This is a genomic window from Lactococcus petauri, assembly GCF_023499275.1.
GTDB classification, from domain to species: domain Bacteria; phylum Bacillota; class Bacilli; order Lactobacillales; family Streptococcaceae; genus Lactococcus; species Lactococcus petauri.
Genome location: NZ_CP094882.1, coordinates 303,324 through 321,341, shown reverse-complemented (window position 1 = coordinate 321,341; position 18,018 = coordinate 303,324). Strand labels below are relative to the sequence as shown.

Sequence of the window (18,018 nt, the reverse complement as noted above, 5' to 3'; positions counted from 1 at the left end):
CCACATAAAGAAAAAGCGACCTACACTAAGTTGCCGCTTTTCTCTTTTTTATTTTGCTTGACGTGCAGCTTTTCGTGCAGCTCGTCTTGCCTCACGCTCAGGATCTACTGGGTGTTCTTTTCTTTCTCTTTTTTCACGAACTGGCTGCGCAGCTTTTTTATCCGAAGCTTTTGCTTCACGAGCAATAAATTTTTCGTAATCCCCTGACATTCGGGCATACCGTAAGAATTTTTTCTTCGCATCTGCCGCAGCTTTTGCATAAAGCAATTCTGCTTGCTCTGCATTGACCTTCATAAGATTGGCAAAGCGAGACTGTTTCACCAACAATTCTCTGACTTGTCCAAAATCTGGACGTTTAAAATCTAATGTCAGAGGATTTTTTCCAACTTCTTCAAGTGCTGGATTGTAGCGGTAAAGTTGCCAATATCCACTGTTTACTGCAGCTTTTGCTTCATCAAGCACCTTGCTCATTCCCTCATAGTTTCCATGTGTAATACATGGTGTATAGGCAATAATTAGAGAAGGGCCCTTATGTTTTTCCGCTTCATCAAAGGCTTTGATTGTTTGCATCATGTTTGCACCACTTGCGATTTGAGCGACATAAACATTGCCGTAAGTCATAGCCATAAAGCCAAGATCTTTCTTCGCAGCAACCTTTCCGCCAGAAGCAAACTGCGCAATCGCACTTGCCGGTGTACCTTTGGAAACCTGTCCACCTGTATTGGCATAAACTTCGTTATCCATAACGAGGATATTTACATCTGCACCGCTGGCAATAACGTGATCCAATCCACCAAATCCAATATCATAGGCCCAGCCATCGCCACCAAAAATCCACTGTGTAGGTTTTACAAATTGGTCTTTTTCATTATATATTTCTTGTAGCAGAGCTGAATTTTCTTTTTCCTCTTTAAGCACGGCTTTGAACTTTTCAGCACGTGCTCTTGTACCTTCAGAATCTTCCAGGTGCTCCAGCCAATCCTCAGCTAACTGTGCTAAGGTAGCCGACATTTCAGGTAGGGCTACCTTAACCTGTGCTGCAAGTTTTTGCCGTCTTGTTTGACTCGCAAACCACATACCATAACCGTATTCAGCATTATCTTCAAAGAGCGAATTTGACCATGCTGGACCTTGCCCAACATTATTTGTGGCATAAGGGGCAGCCTGTGTCCCCCCATAAATAGAAGAACATCCTGTGGCATTGGAGATCATCATACGATCACCAAACATCTGTGTAAGCAGTTTGATATAAGGCGTTTCCCCACAGCCAGAACACGCACCAGAAAACTCAAAGAGTGGTTGGTTAAACTGTGTAGCAGCGACTGTACCAGAGCGTGCTGGATTTTCTTTTTGCTTAAGTGTCATCCCAAAAGCCCAGTTGATGGCTTGAGTTTTTTGACTTTCATAAGGTACCATTTTTAGGGCTTGCCCTTTTTTCGGACAAGCTTCCACGCAGAGTCCACAGCCTGTACAATCCTCTACGGAAACTTGAATCCGGTACTTCAGACCGTCTTTGCCACGGTAATCCATCACACTGAAGCCTTCTGGCGCCACATTCCATTCATCTTCATCTGCGAGGAAAGGACGAATGGCAGCATGTGGACAGACAAAAGAACATTCGTTACATTGCGTACAAGCAGCACCATTCCATTCGGGAACTTCCAAAGCAATGCCGCGTTTTTCAAAGGCAGAAATCCCTAGCGGACTACTTCCTGCTGCTACATTGGTAGCCACATCCTGAACAGTTAATTGATCACCTTCAAAGGCATTGACCTTATCTAAAAAGTTGAAAACATAGCGTTTACGTGCTGTATCTGCCGGAGCGGCTTTGGTAACTTTTTCTTCTGTGTCAGCCCATGAGGTAGGTACTTTTACTTCATGTAAATGATGCAGAGCTGCTTCCATAGCTTGTAAATTTTGCTCTACAATCTTTGGCGATTTACGGGCATACTTCTGTGCATCCTCTTTAAGAATCGCATAGACATTATCAAAGGGCATAATGTTGGTCAACTTAAAGAAAGCAACTTGCATGATGGTATTAATGCGTCGTCCCAAACCAGTGGTTTGTGCAATTTTAGCAGCATCGATTGTGTAGAAACGAATCGCATTTTTCGCAATATACTTTTTAAGCTGGGCAGGTAAATTTCGATCAAGTTGTTCATCTGTCCAGCTTGTATTGAGGAGGAAAATCCCTCCAGGGCGCAAGCCTTTTGTTAAATCATATTGGCGCACATAAGTTGTATTATGGCAGGCTACAAAGTCAGGATGCGAAATCATATACTCCGACTGAATAGGACTATCACCAAAGCGCAAATGACTTACGGTCAGTCCACCTGATTTTTTCGAATCGTACTCAAAGGCACCTTGAACATATTTGTCCGTATGGTCACCAATGATTTTGATAGCAGCTTTATTTGCACCCACGGTCCCATCTGAACCAAAGCCCCAAAATTTTGCTTGATAAGTATCTGCTGAAGTGAGATCCAAGTTCCCTGCAAGCGGTAAGGAAAGATGAGTCTGATCATCATCTATACCGATAGTAAAGCTTTTCTTCACAGATTTATTTTTCAGCTGCTCGAAAACTGCCACGATGTGCTCTGGTCGCGTATCTTTACCACCTATACCGTAACGTCCACCAATAACAGAAATATTTTGCTCAAACAGCAAATCTTTAATATCGAGTAAAAGAGGCTCAGCATTACTTCCTGCTTCTTTTGTCCGGTCAAGTACGGCAAGTGAAGTCACCGTTTTAGGTAATTTTTCAAGAAAGTTTTCTGAGGGAAATGGACGGTAAAGATGGATATTCAAAAAGCCTACTTTGCGCCCTTGATGATTCAGGTAATCAACAGTTTGTTTAACTGTTCCGGCAACAGATCCCATACTTACAATAACTTCTTCGGCATCTGGTGCTCCATAGTAATCTACCAGATCATAGTCCGTCCCACGCAAGTGATTTATTTCCCGCATGTATTTTTGCACGAGTTGAGGAAGTTCCTCATAATATGGATTGACCGTTTCACGCTGTTGGAAATAAATATCAGCATTCTGATTGGTTCCTGACACAGTTGGATGGTCTGGATTCATCGCACGTTGACGGAAAGCACTTAATTTCTCTTGATTAATCAATTTTGCTAGGTCTTCGTAATCCAGAACATCAATTTTTTGGATTTCATGTGAGGTGCGAAAACCATCAAAGAAGTTTAAAAAGGGCACCGATGCTTCAATTGTTGTCAGGTGGGATACAGCTGACAAGTCCATAACTTCTTGGACGCTAGATGCTGCTAACATGGCAAAACCTGTGGAACGCGCTGCCATAACATCCGAATGATCGCCTGAGATATTCAGTGCACCTGTTGCAATAGCACGTGCTGCCACGTGGATAACCCCAGGAAGAAGTTCGCCTGCCATCTTATACATATTGGGCAACATCAGTAAAAGCCCCTGAGACGAGGTAAATGTTGTTGCTAGAGCTCCAGCTTTTATGGCACCATGCAAAGCTCCAGCAGCACCTGCTTCTGATTGCATCTCGCTCAGTTTAACAGGTTGTCCCCAAATATTTTTGCGGCCCGAAATCGACCAAGCATCTGTATAATCAGCCATTGGTGAACTTGGCGTAATGGGGTAAATCATTGCAATTTCAGAGAAAGCATACGCAACATGTGCGGCTGCCATATTCCCATCCATAGTTTTTTTCATGATAAAGTCCTTATGTAAAAGCATTTATTTGGTTTTTCATCAGAAAAAACGGTGTCATTTGTTTTTTCTGTGGAAATATTCCTGAAAATCCAAGAGCTCTTACGCTTAAATTTTTGACTACTTCTATTTTAGCACTTTTAATTATAGGCTCCATGAGTGATGAGTGTCAAACACTTTTGACAAAAAATATAAAAAAAACAGAAACTTATTATAAATCTCTGCTTTTATGGATATAATATTTAATATTATCAGAATTTGATTTAACCTTCCTTAATACGTACTTCGGTATCTTTATCAAAGAAATGTGCTTTATTAAGATTAAGTGTGACAGTGATTTTTTCGCCAGGCTGACGGAAGTCTCTTGCTTCTACACGAGACACGAGTTCTGCATCTCCTGCCTTCAGATAGAGCATTGTTTCAGCACCCAAAAGTTCTGAGACAGTGACTTCAGCTTCAATTTGTGCTTCAGGATAAGCTTCCTCTGCAAGAATTGAGGCGGAGATATCTTCTGGACGTATCCCCATGATGACTTCTTTTGAAGAATAACCTTTTTCTTTAAGGAGCTTGTGTTGGCCTTCTGGAAGCGTTAAGCTGATGCCTTCACCGATGAGTTTGTTGCCTTCAATTTTGAGACTTAAGAAGTTCATCGCTGGGCTACCGATGAAGCCAGCAACGAATTTTGTCGCTGGTTCATTATAAAGTTCTTGAGGTGTGCCGATCTGCTCAATGCGTCCGACAGTACCTGATTTGTCCGCGTTCGGTGTTGAACTCATAATGACAATACGATCTGCGAGAGTCATCGCTTCAGTTTGGTCATGAGTGACATAAATGGTTGTAGCTCCAATGCGACGGTGAATTTTAGCGATTTCTGTACGCATAGAAACACGAAGCTTGGCATCCAAGTTTGACAAAGGCTCATCCATAAGGAAAACTTTAGCATCACGAACAATGGCACGTCCCATAGCTACACGTTGACGTTGTCCACCAGACATATCGGCAGGTTTACGATCAAGTAGATCAGTCAGTCCAAGAATCTTCGCTGCATTTTCTACACGTTGCTTGATATCATCTTTTTTATGCTTACGCAGTTTAAGTCCAAAAGCCATATTGTCAAAAACCGTCATATGAGGATATAGGGCATAGTTTTGGAAAACCATGGCTATATCACGATCTTTAGGTGCAACGTCATTCATCAGTTTACCATCGATAGTAAATTCGCCTTCTGTAATATCTTCTAGACCTGCAATCATACGCAAAGTTGTTGATTTCCCACAACCTGATGGTCCAACAAAGACGATAAATTCTTTATCTTTGACATCTAAATTAAAATCTTCCACCGAATATTGTGTAGCATTCGGATATTTTTTATAAACCTTGTCTAATTTAAGTGTTGTCATTGCTTCTCCTTCATCTTGTTGTATTTAAGCTATCTTCATTTTAATGCAAACGCTTCCTTTAAACAATATCTAAGATGCACAAAAAAACTGTACAAAATGCACAGCTTTATTTCTTTGTTATGAGGCTCAAACTATTAATCTTTCAGCGCATTTTTACAACCCCAGCTTGAACGATAAGAGCAGGGCGCACACCACCATTATTCCCCTGTAATCCACGTGGCCCGGGAACAAGCCCTCCCGGGAAATAGGGCATCTGACCAGTTCCACTACTTATCCCCCAAGCCATGGGGCCAGGGTGGACACCTTCGCCTCTCTCAGGTGTACGTGTAAACCACCACTCCCCATCACCAGCGATACGGCTTTGGAAGCTATGGAAAGGTGTATCTTTTACAGCTGCTCCAGGTGAAGGTGATGAAAAGTGTATTACATCTGCCATCGATAAGGCAAAGGCTTGTGGTGTTCCTTGTGGATTAACACGCGTCAAATCTTCGACTACAGGCTCCGGAAGATTTGTCGGAACCCAACCTTCATAATCTGTACCTCCCAACCATTCGACAGGGGAAATCACACCTGATACATCATCTCGGGCTGGTATGACTACTGGTTGTACCCTTGCTTTTAAATCATCACCACGATCAGCGTACCAATTCTCTATTACCATAGGTTGCTCATTCCATGAAGAGCCTTTAATTGTACGATTACGGATAATCATATGCTCACCATGTCTTAAATTTCCAAGATACATAAATTGCTCCCCATCTGTTGTGAAGCGGGCACCAGCTCTTAATGAGGGTAATAAACGATCAAGCTCAGAGTCAGGAATGTCTGCATAAGGATCTAAAACTTCACCCCCTCTGATAAGATGAAGGAAGTCTCCTAATGCACCGTCAAATCCATTATATGCTGGTTCATCCTGAAAACGTGGTATATCAGGGCTTAGAGTATTCACCTGTTCCATAGGTGGCGGCATACCAATCAACTCACTCTTCACATGCACACCATAATAATAAGAACCTTGAAAGTTATGGACGACCTCTGTCATATGAGAGGCATCTAGGAGATAAGATGTAGCTTCCCCTGCTTGAAGGGCTCGTGCATAGTAGGCCCATCCGTTCGCTTCATCCATCACCCAGTAATTGCCAAGTAAATCATCACCATCAGAGTTTCCCTCTCGAAAAGCAGTATAACGTTCATTCCACTGATGGAGTGTTATCGGTGCCCGGTCTTGATACAGGTTTTGCGCTGTTTCACGCGTGATGGTTTGTCCCGGCCATTGGCCAGTGTTAGTATAAGTATCACCTTGACTCCAGTAATTAGTAGTACCGGCTCCGGGATGCGTCGCTCTTTGATAGAGTTCTCCATCCTCTCCTCGATAGCTCAGGTCACGGGCGTGTCCTGCTGCTGCGGTAATAGGACTATTATATGCTGTATTAAAAGTTGGTAAGTACCATGGTGGGCTGACGTCTCCACGGCTATAACCAAATGTTAGGTTAGATAGCTCATTAAAGGCAGCTGAAAGACTGTCACTTCTACGCTGTGAAACATCGGTTGCTTCTGGAATGTAGGTCGTCCAGCTGTCTAACTCTTCACGTTCCCCAGATATTATCGGTTGCCAAACATCACTTCCACGCTCTTGAAACTCCCCGAACTCAGAAAGTTGAAGCCTTACAAGGATAGGTTTTTGACCAAAGTTTTCGACAAAGACATCTTTATTTTCATCACCATCAAAATAGTCATGTACACGTCCGCCAACGTCAGCACGGTTTTCGAATTCTCGGTCATTGATGGCTTGTTGGTTGAATGCTGTAAAGGCGAATGTGCCTCCGATTAAACCAAGAATGGCTAAGAGCGCAATATTCCGCAGTTTACGTTTCTTTTCTGGGCTCATCTGTGACTCACCCCCTTAAGACATAGGAAACTTAGAACACAGAAAATTCTGCTCTGCTCTGCTCTGCTCTGCTCTGCTCTGCTCTGCTCTGCTCTGCTCTGCTCTGCTCTGCTCTGCTCTGCTAAAGGATTATACAACATAGGTGCTCCTTCTTCAAGTTTTTTGTTAACTTCAAGTAATTTATTTAACTATATTGTAATATTTTTCTTATTCATTTCAAAGTAATATCCACATTATAAAAATACCTCTATTGGCTGTTATCCAATAGAGGTATTTTTACGATTTTAGAACTTTAGAGATGTTTTAGCATTTATTTTACTTCTTCTTTGAGTTGTTCGGCTTCCTCAGCAAATTTCTGAGCAACGGCTTCGAGATCTTCTTCTTCCTCATCTCCCAGATAATGGTCATTATTGATTTCATCGAGGTTGACAAAAATTTCGATGTGACCATGGAGATTTCTGAAAGTTACTGGTGCATCGCCTCCATACTCGCCATCCACATTAATCATCATTTTTTTATCTGTGAGGGGCTCGACTTTGATTTGGCTTGATTTTAGGTATTCAATATTGACATCATCCACGTGACTACCTTTAATCACCATGGAAATCAAAGCCAGTAACTCGAATAAATTATCTGTCTTCACCAAGATAAGAGTAAACAGACCATCATCTAGTTTGGCATCTGGTGCGATTTTTTCAAATCCTCCAACAGAGTTAGTTAAGGCCGCAAAAAACATGGAAATCTCACCTTCAAACACGCCATCATCATGCGTAACCTTGACTTTGCGTTTACGAATTTGGGGCAGTAAATCAACACCTTTGGCAAGATAAGCCAAGTAGCCAAAAGCTGTTTTCAAACGACTTGGTACACTATAAGTCAGCTCTGTTAAGCTTCCACCAGCAGCAATATTGATAAAATACTCGGCATCATTCACTTGACCCACATCAATATTCAAAGTCTGATTTTTCCCAATCATTTCAACAGCTGCTAAGGGCTTATTGCGTGGGATTTTAAGTGCACGCGCAAAATCATTAGTTGTCCCTGTGGGGATAATGGCTAACTTCGGCCTTTTATCAAATGGAGACATTCCACTTACTATTTCGTTGATAGTGCCATCACCGCCAGCTGCTACAATGAGATCAAAACCTGCTTCAGTAGCACGTGCAGCTTCTTTTTGGGCAGACTGTGGTTCTGGTGTTGTCTGAAAAGCAGAGGCTTCATAGCCGAAACTTTCTAACTTATCCAAAATATCCGCGACATTTTTTTTAATGATTTCTTGACCACTACTTGGGTTGTAAATCAATCTTGCTTTCATAATTTCAGCAACTCCTCTTCTGACCAAACTTCAATGCCCAAATCCTGTGCTTTAGCCAGTTTTGACCCAGCATCTGCTCCAGCTATAACTAAATCTGTCTTTTTAGAAACTGAACCTGAGACATTTGCACCTAAAGCTTCTAATTTTTCTTTTGCCTCTGTTCGTGTCATAGCTATTAATTTCCCTGTTAAAACAACGGTTTTCCCTGACAACACACTGTCTGTCTTGGGCTTAAGACCAAGATAGTCGAAGTTGACTCCCGCTTCTGCCAATTCTTGAAGCAAGACTTGCGCACCTTCTGTGGCAAAGTAGCTGGTTACAGCTTTGGCAATAACTGAACCTAAGCTTGGAATTTCAGCAATTTCTTCTAAGCTTGCTTGCGACAAGGCCCGAAGATTACCAAAACGCTCCATTAATAGTTTGGCAGCTTTCGATCCTACATGACGAATACCCAAGCCAAAAAGGAGCTTTTCTGCGGAGTTTTCTTTTGAGGCTTCAATGGCATTTAATAACTTGGTTGCTGATTTTTCTTGAATCTTATCCAGTGCCACTAATTCGTCAAGCTGCAACTTATAGATATCTGCCACATCTTTGATTAAGTTATTTTTGAAAAGTTGCGTAACTATCGATTGCCCCAAACCAGAAATATTCATTGCACCACGACTGGCAAAGTGAATAAGTTTTTCACGATTTTGTGCTGGACAAAGCGGATTGATACAGCGTAAGGCTACTTCATCTTCGAAATGCAAAAGTTCAGATGAACATTCCGGACAATATTGAGGGATTGCCATTTCTACAGAATCTGCTGGACGTTTCTCAAACAAAACACGTTGAACTGCTGGAATGATATCCCCTGCCTTATAGATCATGACTTTGTCTTTAAGACGGATATCCTTCTCCTTAATGTAGTCAACATTATGCAGTGTGGCGCGTGATACTGTCGTCTGCGCTAAGGTCACAGGAACCATATTTGCTGTTGGTGTAACGACCCCTGTACGCCCTACTGTCCAATCCACAGACAGGATTTCCGTTTCTGCCAGCTCAGCTGGAAATTTATAAGCGATGGCCCAACGTGGAGCCTTGACTGTAAAGCCTAACTCTTCTTGTTCAGCTAGATTATTAACTTTGATGACAACACCATCAATATCATAGTCTAAGTCATCCCGAAGAGAAGCCACGCGCTCAATGAAGGCACAGACTTCATCAATATTTCGCGCAAAAACACGTTCTTTGTTGACGACAAGTCCAAGCTTTTCTAAGTACTCCAAAACTTCTTCTTGAGTGTCATTTGTCGCAGGACTCGCTTCTTGATAAAGGAAGGTTGCCAAGCCACGCTTGGTCACCTCTTTCGTATCTAACTGTCGTAAAGTTCCGGCTGCTGCATTACGCGGGTTGGCAAAGGAAGGTTTACCTTCAAGTTCGCGTTCCTTATTGAGTTTGACGAAATTTTTGCGTGGCAAATAAGCTTCACCTCGCACCACAATGTCAATAGGTTCTTTTAATACCAGTGGGACGTCTTTGATGCGTTTAACATTTTCTGTAATGTTTTCCCCTACACTGCCATCTCCACGTGTCGCAGCTACGACAAGTTTACCTGCTGTATATTTAAGAGAAAGTGAGAGACCATCAATTTTTAACTCACAAATGTACTCAGGCTTTGGAATGACTTTACGTACACGTTCATCAAAGTCTTCCAGCTCTTCACGTGAAAAAGCATCTGCTAGGCTGTAGAGATTGTATTCATGAGTATATTTTTCAAATCCTGATAGCACAACATCGCCTGTACGATGGGTCGGTGAATCAGCGCGTATCAAATGTGGGTTATCGTGTTCTAGAGTTTCTAACTCACGATAAAGGCGATCATACTCCGCATCTTCAACCGATGGCATATCCAAGGTATAGTATTCGTGAGCGTACTTATTTAATAACTCCGTTAAATCTTTGATCTTTGACTCGATATTCATACTAATAATTTTATCATATTTTTCGGTTTCCTCGGAGTAAGAAAGTTGTTATAATGGAGAAGTTCAATAGCTTATGTTAAGCTTAATTTTTATGAGGTTTTTAATGAAGAAAAAGATTTTTAATAAGATTGTGATTATACTGGCGGCCTTGCTCGGTATCATCATCATAACAGCTGGTATTCTTGGTCGACAGATACTTTTTCGTGATTATCCTGTTTTCCAGTCAATGTCCCAAAAAGAGATTGTCGAAACAACGAATATCCTACCTGAGGATAACGACTATATCAAAAAATTAAAAAATAATGCGCTTGACGTTTACCTAAGTAATGCTTCCAGTGAACTTGCGGAAAAGTTAGAGGAGAACGAAAAACGCGTCAACAGTATTGTCAATGGCGAACTTCCCGAACAACAGTTTTCACAAAATCAGGACGAATTACAACAAGCGCTGGGCGCAAGCGATGAGCAAATGACGCAACTTGCTCAAACTTATGAGAATGCCCGCCTTAATCGTTCCATTGATCAGCTCCAAGCAGAAACAAAAACTTTAAAAGCTGAGCAGTTGTCTCAGTTTATTCAAGATGCAAACCAATTGGCACAACAGACTGAGAAGAGCATTCAATCTTATATTGAAGATAATAATGCTGTTTCTAAATCGACGATTTCTGCTTCGGTTCAAGCCCTCAATGATGCAAACTCTCTCCTTAGTAACTTTACACAGTTTGTAAACTATACCAATAATTACACAGCTATCACACAACTTCAATTTGATAAAATTTCTACCAATAATTCACTCATGGCAGACTTTCTCCCTGTATTTAACAAGGTAAATGCTTATCTCAGCCAGAAGGAAACTGTAGAAGCTCGTATCAAAGAATTAACAGATTTCCAACAAAAAGTCGAAAAATCAGAACAGTTAAAAAGTTCAAGCATAGAAATGCCTAATCTCAAAGGTCAAACACTTGCGGCCATAAGAAAACAAGCAGGCATCGATTATAAAATTGAAGTGGAGCCAAACTATGAGGAGAAAGATACAGCGATTGTAACTCAACAAAAACCTGAGCCCTCTCAGTATACTCGTATTCTAAAAGGTCAAACAATTACGGTTCAAACACAGAAAAAAGTTGAAGAAAAGAAAACTTCTTCTGATTCTGCCAAAAAAGACAAAGAAAAAACAGAAGCCTCCAAAAAAGAGGACACTAAAGCTAAAAAGAAAGGAGATGAATAATGGCTAAAAAAATAATTCTCCGCACCCTTGCCGTTCTTTTTCTGCTCTTCTTGTTTGTAGGCGCTGTTGGTGCTGTTGGTGCAGTCTATCTCCTGGATAAAGAATCACATCAGGCACATACGATCGAGCTTAAGCCTTCCCCACAAGCCATCTCCCAATCCTTTACTATTACGGATATTAATGGGGAAGCACTTCAGGATTCCTCAAATATCTATAAGTACATTCCAGCACAGCTCTCAGGCAAAGATAAAAATATTCCTGAACTATACACAAAAGCTTTAGTCGCAGTTGAGGATAGTGACTTCTATTCCCGTAAAACTAAAGGTTATTCTATCAAAGGAGTAACTAATGCCGTCTTATCAGAAGTACTTACGAAATTACATCTCGCAAACGGTGCACGTGGTGGCTCAACCCTTGATCAACAATTAGCAAAAAATCTTGCGCATGGAGGTTTTACTGCCGATAAATCATTGTCCCGCAAAATCGTCGAATTGATTGATGCGCATAGCCTTGCTGAACGCTATTCTCGAGAAGAAATTCTCACCAGTTATCTCGACACCTTGCGTTTGACACCTGAAACCATTGGCCCTGGGGCTGCTTGGAACAATCTTTTCTCTACACCGATGATTACCTCAGAGAAAACACCACTCTATATTGCTCAAATTGCTTATTTAGCGGGGCTGGGTCAAGCACCTTCAACCTATGTTCAAGATTTTGAAGGCGCAGGGAAACAACGCGCCTTGACTGTTCTTTCGGTGATGAAGTCCAACAAAATTATCTCTGACCAAGAATACAAAGACAGCGCCGAAGCTGTGAAAAAAGAACTCGCACTTAAGCCAAGTTATACACAAGGCATTCCCCATGCTTATCAAGCCTATATTGCACAAGTACAAAAAGAGCTTGGCCAGATTGCTTTACCAAGAAACGCTAAGGTTGTTGTCAAAACATATGCTACGAAAGCACACTTGGATTATCTAGAGAGCGTTGCAAATCATACCGCACCTGATGTCTCAAATATTCCACGTAATAATCTGCCAGAAGGTACTTTAACTGCAATATCTGTGGTTGATACCCAAACAGGTCATATCTTAGCTTTAAATACAAATTCGGACAATCCACAATTGCCAATTTCCTCTGGCCGTTCTTCAGGTTCAACGATTAAACCATTACTCGATTATGCGCCCGCTCTTGAATATGGCTATATCAATGAAAACAGCACCTTGAATGGTAATGCTACAACTTACGCTGATGGCACACCGCTGATGAATTACGGTGGGAATAATTATGGCCCTGTTCCTGTCGGTTTTGCCCTTGGTAACTCTTTGAACTCTGCAGCCCTGCAAACCTTTAACATGACCAATAATGAGCAAAAAAACAGTATTATGCAGCCACTTGGTATTGCTTCTGTCAAATATGACCAAGAATCCATGTCTATTGACTATAATTTGTCTCCTTTACAGTCTGCATCTGCATATTCTGCGATTGGTAATGATGGCGTTCGCGTTACCCCTACTGCTGTGGCTTCTGTCACGGTAAATGGTCAAGAACTGCCACTTACTCAGCCTGAATCACAACGCGCTATGAGTTCTTCAACAGCTCGCTCGCTTGTTAATCTCATGCAAAATGTTACACAGCCCAATGGTTCCGAGCCTTTAGCTGCTCAGCCGCAATGGCCGAATGCTTTCGCCACTAAGTCCGGGCTCTCTAATTTCCCCGATACTGCCACAGAACCGGCCCGTAGTCAAGGTGCTCCTGATGCTTGGATGGCTGCTACCTCTACAGGTGTTTCAACCGCTGTATGGGTCGGAAGCCCAGATATGAGTGGGAAATATTATGTGCCAGCTGCGCCTATTGAACAAGAAAACAATATGCGTGTCTATCTTTTGAACAACACCATCAGATATATGAATCAAGGCAGAAATGTGCCGCCATTTAGTTACTCAGGCACAGCGATGTCCCATGAACCTCTCTTACCAGAGCTGCCCCAGCTTACTGAGCCACCAACGACCCAAGCTATCCAGCAAGCTAAAGCCTTTGATGCTGTTGCTCCAAGTGTTACTCCCGGTTTAGAAGAATTTTATCAAATGCACCGTCAAGACAAGCTCTTAGATGCTGACTCCATATATGGTGCTAAGAACTAAGTTCTTTATAATAAAAAAGCTGCTTGCAAGCAGCTTTTTTATTTATGATGCAACGGTCAGTTGTTCTTGAACATACTGTGCATAAAGTGGGTGTGATTTTACAAGATTACTGTGTTTACCTGCTCCTGTAATTGCTCCCTTTTCAATAAAGTAAATGTTATCTGCATCAACAATTGTGGATAAACGATGAGCAATGACTAATGTTGTTCTACCTTTCATCAGGCTATCCAAAGCTTTTTGAACCATTGCTTCTGACTCTGAATCTAGACTAGCTGTGGCTTCATCGAGCATGAGAATTTTCGGATTACGCAAGAAGGCACGTGCAATAGCTAAACGCTGACGTTGCCCACCTGATATCTTCACTCCACGTTCCCCTACTTGTGTGTCCAATTGGTCGGGCATATTTTCGACAAAACCGCGTGCAAAGGCTAAGTCTAGCACTTCCCATAATTGTGCATCACTGTATGTACCGTCTAAACCATAAGTCAAGTTGTCACGAATTGTTCCTGCCATAATCGCTGAATCTTGTGAAACAAACCCAATTTGGCTACGCCAATCTTTGAGGGCTAAGTTTTCAATATCATGATTCCCCATTGTTAGTTTTCCTCCTGTTGGTTTGTAGAAGCGTTCCAAAATAGAGAAAATAGTTGATTTTCCGCCCCCAGAAGGACCTGCAAAGGCAACAATAGTATTTGGTTTCGCTTCGAAAGTAATATTTTTCAATATTTCTTCAGAGTCATCATATGAAAAACTAATATTTTCTGCACGTAAAACTTGGCCTTCAATATCTAGGTTTTCTCCAAGACTTAACTGCTCTTGTTCTTCTTCTAAAACTTCATTCAGACGGGCTGTGGCTCCTGAGGCTTTAGAACTTGCGGTAAAGAAAAGTGCTAGAGTAGGAACAGAACCAATCATGTTCATAAGATACATCAAGAAGCTCATCAAAGTGGCCATCGTCATTGCTCCTACGGCAACACGATGAATTCCATAAAGCAGCAATCCAAAGATTGTTGACATCATTAACAACATCATAATTGGTTGCATGGAACCATCAAAAATTGCTTCACGAAGCCCGATTTTATAAAGCTTATTGATGTTTTTTTCAGCTGAATGTGTCGCTTGTACCTCCGCATTGGAAGATTTGACCAAACGAATTTCGCTAAGCACTTCACTTGCTGTGCCAGAAAACCCTGCAAGAGCATCTTGACGCTGGATTCCAAATTTTCGGCCAAAAGTGGCCAAGGGCATAATAATCAATGTCGCAATAGGAACAGCTATCACCATTGCTACAGTCATCTGCCAATCCATACGAAACATCATAAAAATTGAACCCACAAGAAGCAAAAGGCTTGTTAAGGTTTGAGGTACAGTATTAGCTAAAAGATCTTTCACTTGTGTTGTATCGTTGACCAAGCGGCTTCCAATTTCTCCTGTTTTGACTTCATCAAAGTACTTTACAGGTAGGTGAACCATCTTATTCCACACTGTTAAACGTAATCTTTTTACTACATTTTCTCCAAAAAATCCAAGCACTGAGGCGCCAATTGCACCAAGTAAGGCCGAAAGGATGTAAACCAGAACTACATTTCCTAAAAGACCATAATTAATCCCTTGTGCAAATCCTGAAATAAGTGGCTGTATCATTTGAGGTACAATAAGCTGTAGTACCGCTCCCACAATCCCTGACAACATCCCAATGGCAAAATAGGAGTATTTTGGTTTACTCTTGGCAATGAGTTTCAAAAAATCCTTACTTTTTATTTTATTGGCTTTTATTTCTTTTTCCATTTTTATCTCCTTTAATTAATTAGTTTTTATTTTAACCAAACTAACAAAATCGATTATAAAACTTTTAATTAGTTTTGTCAACAATAAAACTAATTATTTTGGGATAAAAAACCAACCCATAAGGTTGGAATAATTTTTAATATTTAAATTCACCTACAGTACGGAATCCAATATTTTTAAATGAACTCATTTCGGCTTGATTGACATCTGTAGTCTTAAAGTTTTTTGCAAACTTCGCTGCTGATACACCATCTAAGCGTGTGAGTTGTTCACCATTGAACATCCAGATTGAACCATTCATTTTAGAATTTTTGTCGTTTACTTTATATAAAATCATTTCAATTTCTCCTTCATCTATTTCTGATTCACCGGCTTTGCGCCATACTTCATAGTACTTAAAACTGTTGCTACTTAAATATGTACTATTAATTGGTAAATCTTGTATTGCTGTATTAGCTTGACCATTAGTATAATAGCAAGTCGAGGTAATAATTTTGCCACCTCCAGTAATTACACCTGTATGGCCTCCTGCGCCTCCTGATTCCGCCATTGAATTTCCAGCAGATAGTAGAATAATATCTTCATCCTGCATTTGATTCAGATTAGAACCTGACATATTTCCTGTTAGAATTCTCGTATAGCCACATTTTGAGAGATAACCACCTAAGGTTACGGTATTATAAACATAATCATAAGCAACTCCTGTCGCTTCTTTAAGGGCTATAACAATACTGCCCGAACAGTCTGCTGTTCCATCTGTACCAATACGAGAGCCTGTCATGGAGTAGGTAATTTGATTACGATGTGTATTGAACCAATCAACTACTTTTCTACGATTACTTGGAGTTGAACCTTGGAAAAGGTTATACCAATAACGTGCCTGTGTACCTCGAGCAGGTTGATTTGGATTTAACGGCCGTTCATAATATCGAATAAAAATATCCGCCAATGTTTCAGGAGATGCCGTACTCTTAGTAAATTGTGCAAAAGTCATACTTGGGTGATAAAACTGTTGATTGTTTGCAACTTCCCACTCAATACGCTTGCATTGAGAGAAAACATCTTGATAAGCTAAACCATTTGATTTTGCCCAGTCAATATATTTTGTCGCTGGTGTCCATTGAACAAGACCATAACCACCATTCATATTACCAACTCTATCACTTTCCCAGCGATCGGCAATAATACCGCTCTCACTCTGCATATTACCTAGGAGAGCTGATACTGACTGTTTTGTCCATCCGCGTGACGTAAGATAGTCCCAGATTTGTTTTGCTGTTTCTTGTTGTCCCAGTTTATTTTCCTCCTTTTTTTATACAATTCTAATAAACCCGTCGACTTACCGATTGTTCTACCTAACATACAGCTGCATTTTTTAGGAATGACTTCAAGTTGGAATCGAACCAACAGTCTCTTATGGACTTGCCATTTTGAAGCCTGATTTAATTATATGACCGAATTTTCATTTATTCCAGGTTGGAAAACCGATCTCTATAAAGCTAATTTTTCTGCTTGAAGATGGCGACCAAGTTTTGCTTTATCGCTGATCACATTTATAATTGTAAGCCCTAATTTTAAATTGTTTCAGGTAAAAACAAAAAAACTGCTGAATTCAGCAGTTTTTTATATTATACAATCTATTGCGAAAGGCGGCAGACGGATTTGAACCGACGATCAAGCTTTTGCAGAGCCATGCCTTACCACTTGGCTATGCCGCCACAACATTAACCATTATATCGAAATTTAAGGATAAAAGCAAGAACTTTTACAGCTTCTCAGATTTCACCCCTCAAGGGTTAAGAAAAAGCCCTAAGCAATTTCTCTTAGAACTTTTCTTTTTTCTCAAAGTGTTATCAATATTAATTTGCCGCTTTTTCTAAAGCTTGAATACGTTTTTCCTGGCTAATAATTTCTGTAGCCAAATCTTTGAAGGTAATTGCGTTCATCAGATGGTCTTGCGCATGTACCATATAGAGATCGATTTCTGTATGAATACCTTGTGCTTCTTTTGTCAGCATATCTGTTTGAACATCATGGGCTTGGAGCAACTCTTGGTTCGACTCCTGAAGTGATTTTTCTGCTGCTTCAAAATCTCCTTCTTTTGCTTGTTGGATTGCTTGAAAGGCTAAACCTTTGGCATTTCCACCATGCATGATGATTCCCATCACAATTTCCATTCTTTCTTCGTTCATTACATCCCCTTTTATTTCGTCGTCTTGAGTTCTTTTACTTCATTAAAGCTTCTGCTGCTTCAAGGACTTTATCGCCACGCATCATACCGTAGTCTTGCATTTTTATCACATCCATTGGTACATCAGCAGCTTGTGCTTTCTTTTGTACCTCTGCCTTCATGAAGCCTACTTGAGGGCCTAAGAGAAGGACATCAGGTTTAGGGGTAGCAGCAAGCATGTTATCGATGTCTGCTGTTGATTTTGCGAAAATTTCGTAGTCCAATCCTTTATCTGCTGCTGCTTTTTGCATTTTAGAAACTAAAAGTGATGTTGACATGCCTGCTGCGCAAGCTAAAGCGATTATTTTATCAGCCATAATTATTTTTCCTTCTTTTTCTTTTTATAGTCTTAAGTATACCGCTTTCATTGATTT

At 40.8% G+C, this 18,018-nt stretch carries 11 protein-coding genes and 1 tRNA gene; 2 read left to right on the top strand and 10 right to left on the bottom strand.

What is annotated here, in order from left to right; all coding sequences use genetic code 11:
- Nucleotides 1-48 precede the first annotated feature (48 nt).
- The 5 genes from nifJ to ligA form a co-directional block, all read right to left on the bottom strand.
- Nucleotides 49-3,696 (bottom strand): pyruvate:ferredoxin (flavodoxin) oxidoreductase, encoded by a 3,648-nt coding sequence (gene nifJ, locus lgb_RS01570; protein WP_249663232.1) that lies wholly within the window; start codon nucleotides 3,694-3,696, stop codon nucleotides 49-51.
- A gap of 260 nt (nucleotides 3,697-3,956) precedes the next feature.
- Nucleotides 3,957-5,093 carry an ABC transporter ATP-binding protein gene (locus tag lgb_RS01565; RefSeq protein ID WP_019292901.1) on the bottom strand — a complete coding sequence of 379 codons (1,137 nt, stop codon included), beginning with the start codon at nucleotides 5,091-5,093 and terminating at the stop codon, nucleotides 3,957-3,959.
- Between the two features lie 142 nt (nucleotides 5,094-5,235).
- The gene (locus lgb_RS01560; protein ID WP_019293425.1) at nucleotides 5,236-6,981 is read right to left on the bottom strand and encodes a hypothetical protein; all 1,746 of its coding nucleotides are present in this window, start codon (nucleotides 6,979-6,981) and stop codon (nucleotides 5,236-5,238) included.
- Between the two features lie 310 nt (nucleotides 6,982-7,291).
- A complete protein-coding gene (locus lgb_RS01555; RefSeq protein ID WP_019292903.1) occupies nucleotides 7,292-8,296 on the bottom strand; it encodes a diacylglycerol kinase in 1,005 nt (334 codons plus the stop codon).
- Entirely contained in the window at nucleotides 8,293-10,260 is a 1,968-nt protein-coding gene (gene ligA / locus lgb_RS01550; protein WP_064305284.1) for an NAD-dependent DNA ligase LigA, read from the bottom strand. The genes lgb_RS01555 and ligA overlap by 4 nt, the downstream gene beginning before the upstream one ends.
- A gap of 103 nt (nucleotides 10,261-10,363) precedes the next feature.
- On the opposite strand from ligA, the gene lgb_RS01545 reads away from it, so the two are divergent.
- The gene (locus lgb_RS01545) at nucleotides 10,364-11,485 is read left to right on the top strand and encodes a PASTA domain-containing protein (protein WP_064305283.1); all 1,122 of its coding nucleotides are present in this window, start codon (nucleotides 10,364-10,366) and stop codon (nucleotides 11,483-11,485) included.
- A complete protein-coding gene (locus lgb_RS01540) occupies nucleotides 11,485-13,626 on the top strand; it encodes a transglycosylase domain-containing protein (protein ID WP_064305282.1) in 2,142 nt (713 codons plus the stop codon). The genes lgb_RS01545 and lgb_RS01540 overlap by 1 nt, the downstream gene beginning before the upstream one ends.
- Nucleotides 13,627-13,668: 42 nt before the next feature.
- On the opposite strand, the gene lgb_RS01535 is transcribed toward lgb_RS01540, so the two are convergent.
- The 5 genes from lgb_RS01535 to lgb_RS01515 all read right to left on the bottom strand — a co-directional run bounded on the left by lgb_RS01535 (nucleotide 13,669) and on the right by lgb_RS01515 (nucleotide 17,961).
- On the bottom strand, nucleotides 13,669-15,414 hold the full coding sequence (locus lgb_RS01535; protein ID WP_019293873.1) for an ABC transporter ATP-binding protein: 1,746 nt from the start codon (nucleotides 15,412-15,414) through the stop codon (nucleotides 13,669-13,671).
- Nucleotides 15,415-15,550: 136 nt separating this feature from the next.
- A complete protein-coding gene (locus lgb_RS01530; protein ID WP_242810649.1) occupies nucleotides 15,551-16,681 on the bottom strand; it encodes a phage tail tip lysozyme in 1,131 nt (376 codons plus the stop codon).
- Between the two features lie 380 nt (nucleotides 16,682-17,061).
- A tRNA-Cys gene (locus tag lgb_RS01525) sits at nucleotides 17,062-17,132 on the bottom strand.
- 141 nt (nucleotides 17,133-17,273) lie between these two features.
- Nucleotides 17,274-17,606: a PTS lactose/cellobiose transporter subunit IIA gene (locus lgb_RS01520; protein ID WP_019293871.1), complete on the bottom strand. Its 333-nt coding sequence runs from the start codon at nucleotides 17,604-17,606 to the stop codon at nucleotides 17,274-17,276.
- 34 nt (nucleotides 17,607-17,640) lie between these two features.
- Complete coding sequence (locus tag lgb_RS01515; RefSeq protein WP_003133928.1) at nucleotides 17,641-17,961, bottom strand: PTS sugar transporter subunit IIB; 321 nt, start codon at nucleotides 17,959-17,961, stop codon at nucleotides 17,641-17,643.
- Nucleotides 17,962-18,018 lie beyond the last annotated feature (57 nt).

Excerpts from the sequence above, each read along its gene's own strand:
- lgb_RS01555 (WP_019292903.1), bottom strand. The coding sequence starts at position 8,296 with ATGAAAGCAAGATTGATTTACAACCCAAGTAGTGGTCAAGAAATCATT.
- lgb_RS01535 (WP_019293873.1), bottom strand. The coding sequence starts at position 15,414 with ATGGAAAAAGAAATAAAAGCCAATAAAATAAAAAGTAAGGATTTTTTG.
- lgb_RS01520 (WP_019293871.1), bottom strand. The coding sequence starts at position 17,606 with ATGAACGAAGAAAGAATGGAAATTGTGATGGGAATCATCATGCATGGT.
- lgb_RS01545 (WP_064305283.1), top strand. The coding sequence starts at position 10,364 with ATGAAGAAAAAGATTTTTAATAAGATTGTGATTATACTGGCGGCCTTG.
- lgb_RS01565 (WP_019292901.1), bottom strand. The coding sequence starts at position 5,093 with ATGACAACACTTAAATTAGACAAGGTTTATAAAAAATATCCGAATGCT.
- lgb_RS01560 (WP_019293425.1), bottom strand. The coding sequence starts at position 6,981 with ATGAGCCCAGAAAAGAAACGTAAACTGCGGAATATTGCGCTCTTAGCC.
- nifJ (WP_249663232.1), bottom strand. The coding sequence starts at position 3,696 with ATGAAAAAAACTATGGATGGGAATATGGCAGCCGCACATGTTGCGTAT.
- ligA (WP_064305284.1), bottom strand. The coding sequence starts at position 10,260 with ATGAATATCGAGTCAAAGATCAAAGATTTAACGGAGTTATTAAATAAG.
- lgb_RS01540 (WP_064305282.1), top strand. The coding sequence starts at position 11,485 with ATGGCTAAAAAAATAATTCTCCGCACCCTTGCCGTTCTTTTTCTGCTC.
- lgb_RS01515 (WP_003133928.1), bottom strand. The coding sequence starts at position 17,961 with ATGGCTGATAAAATAATCGCTTTAGCTTGCGCAGCAGGCATGTCAACA.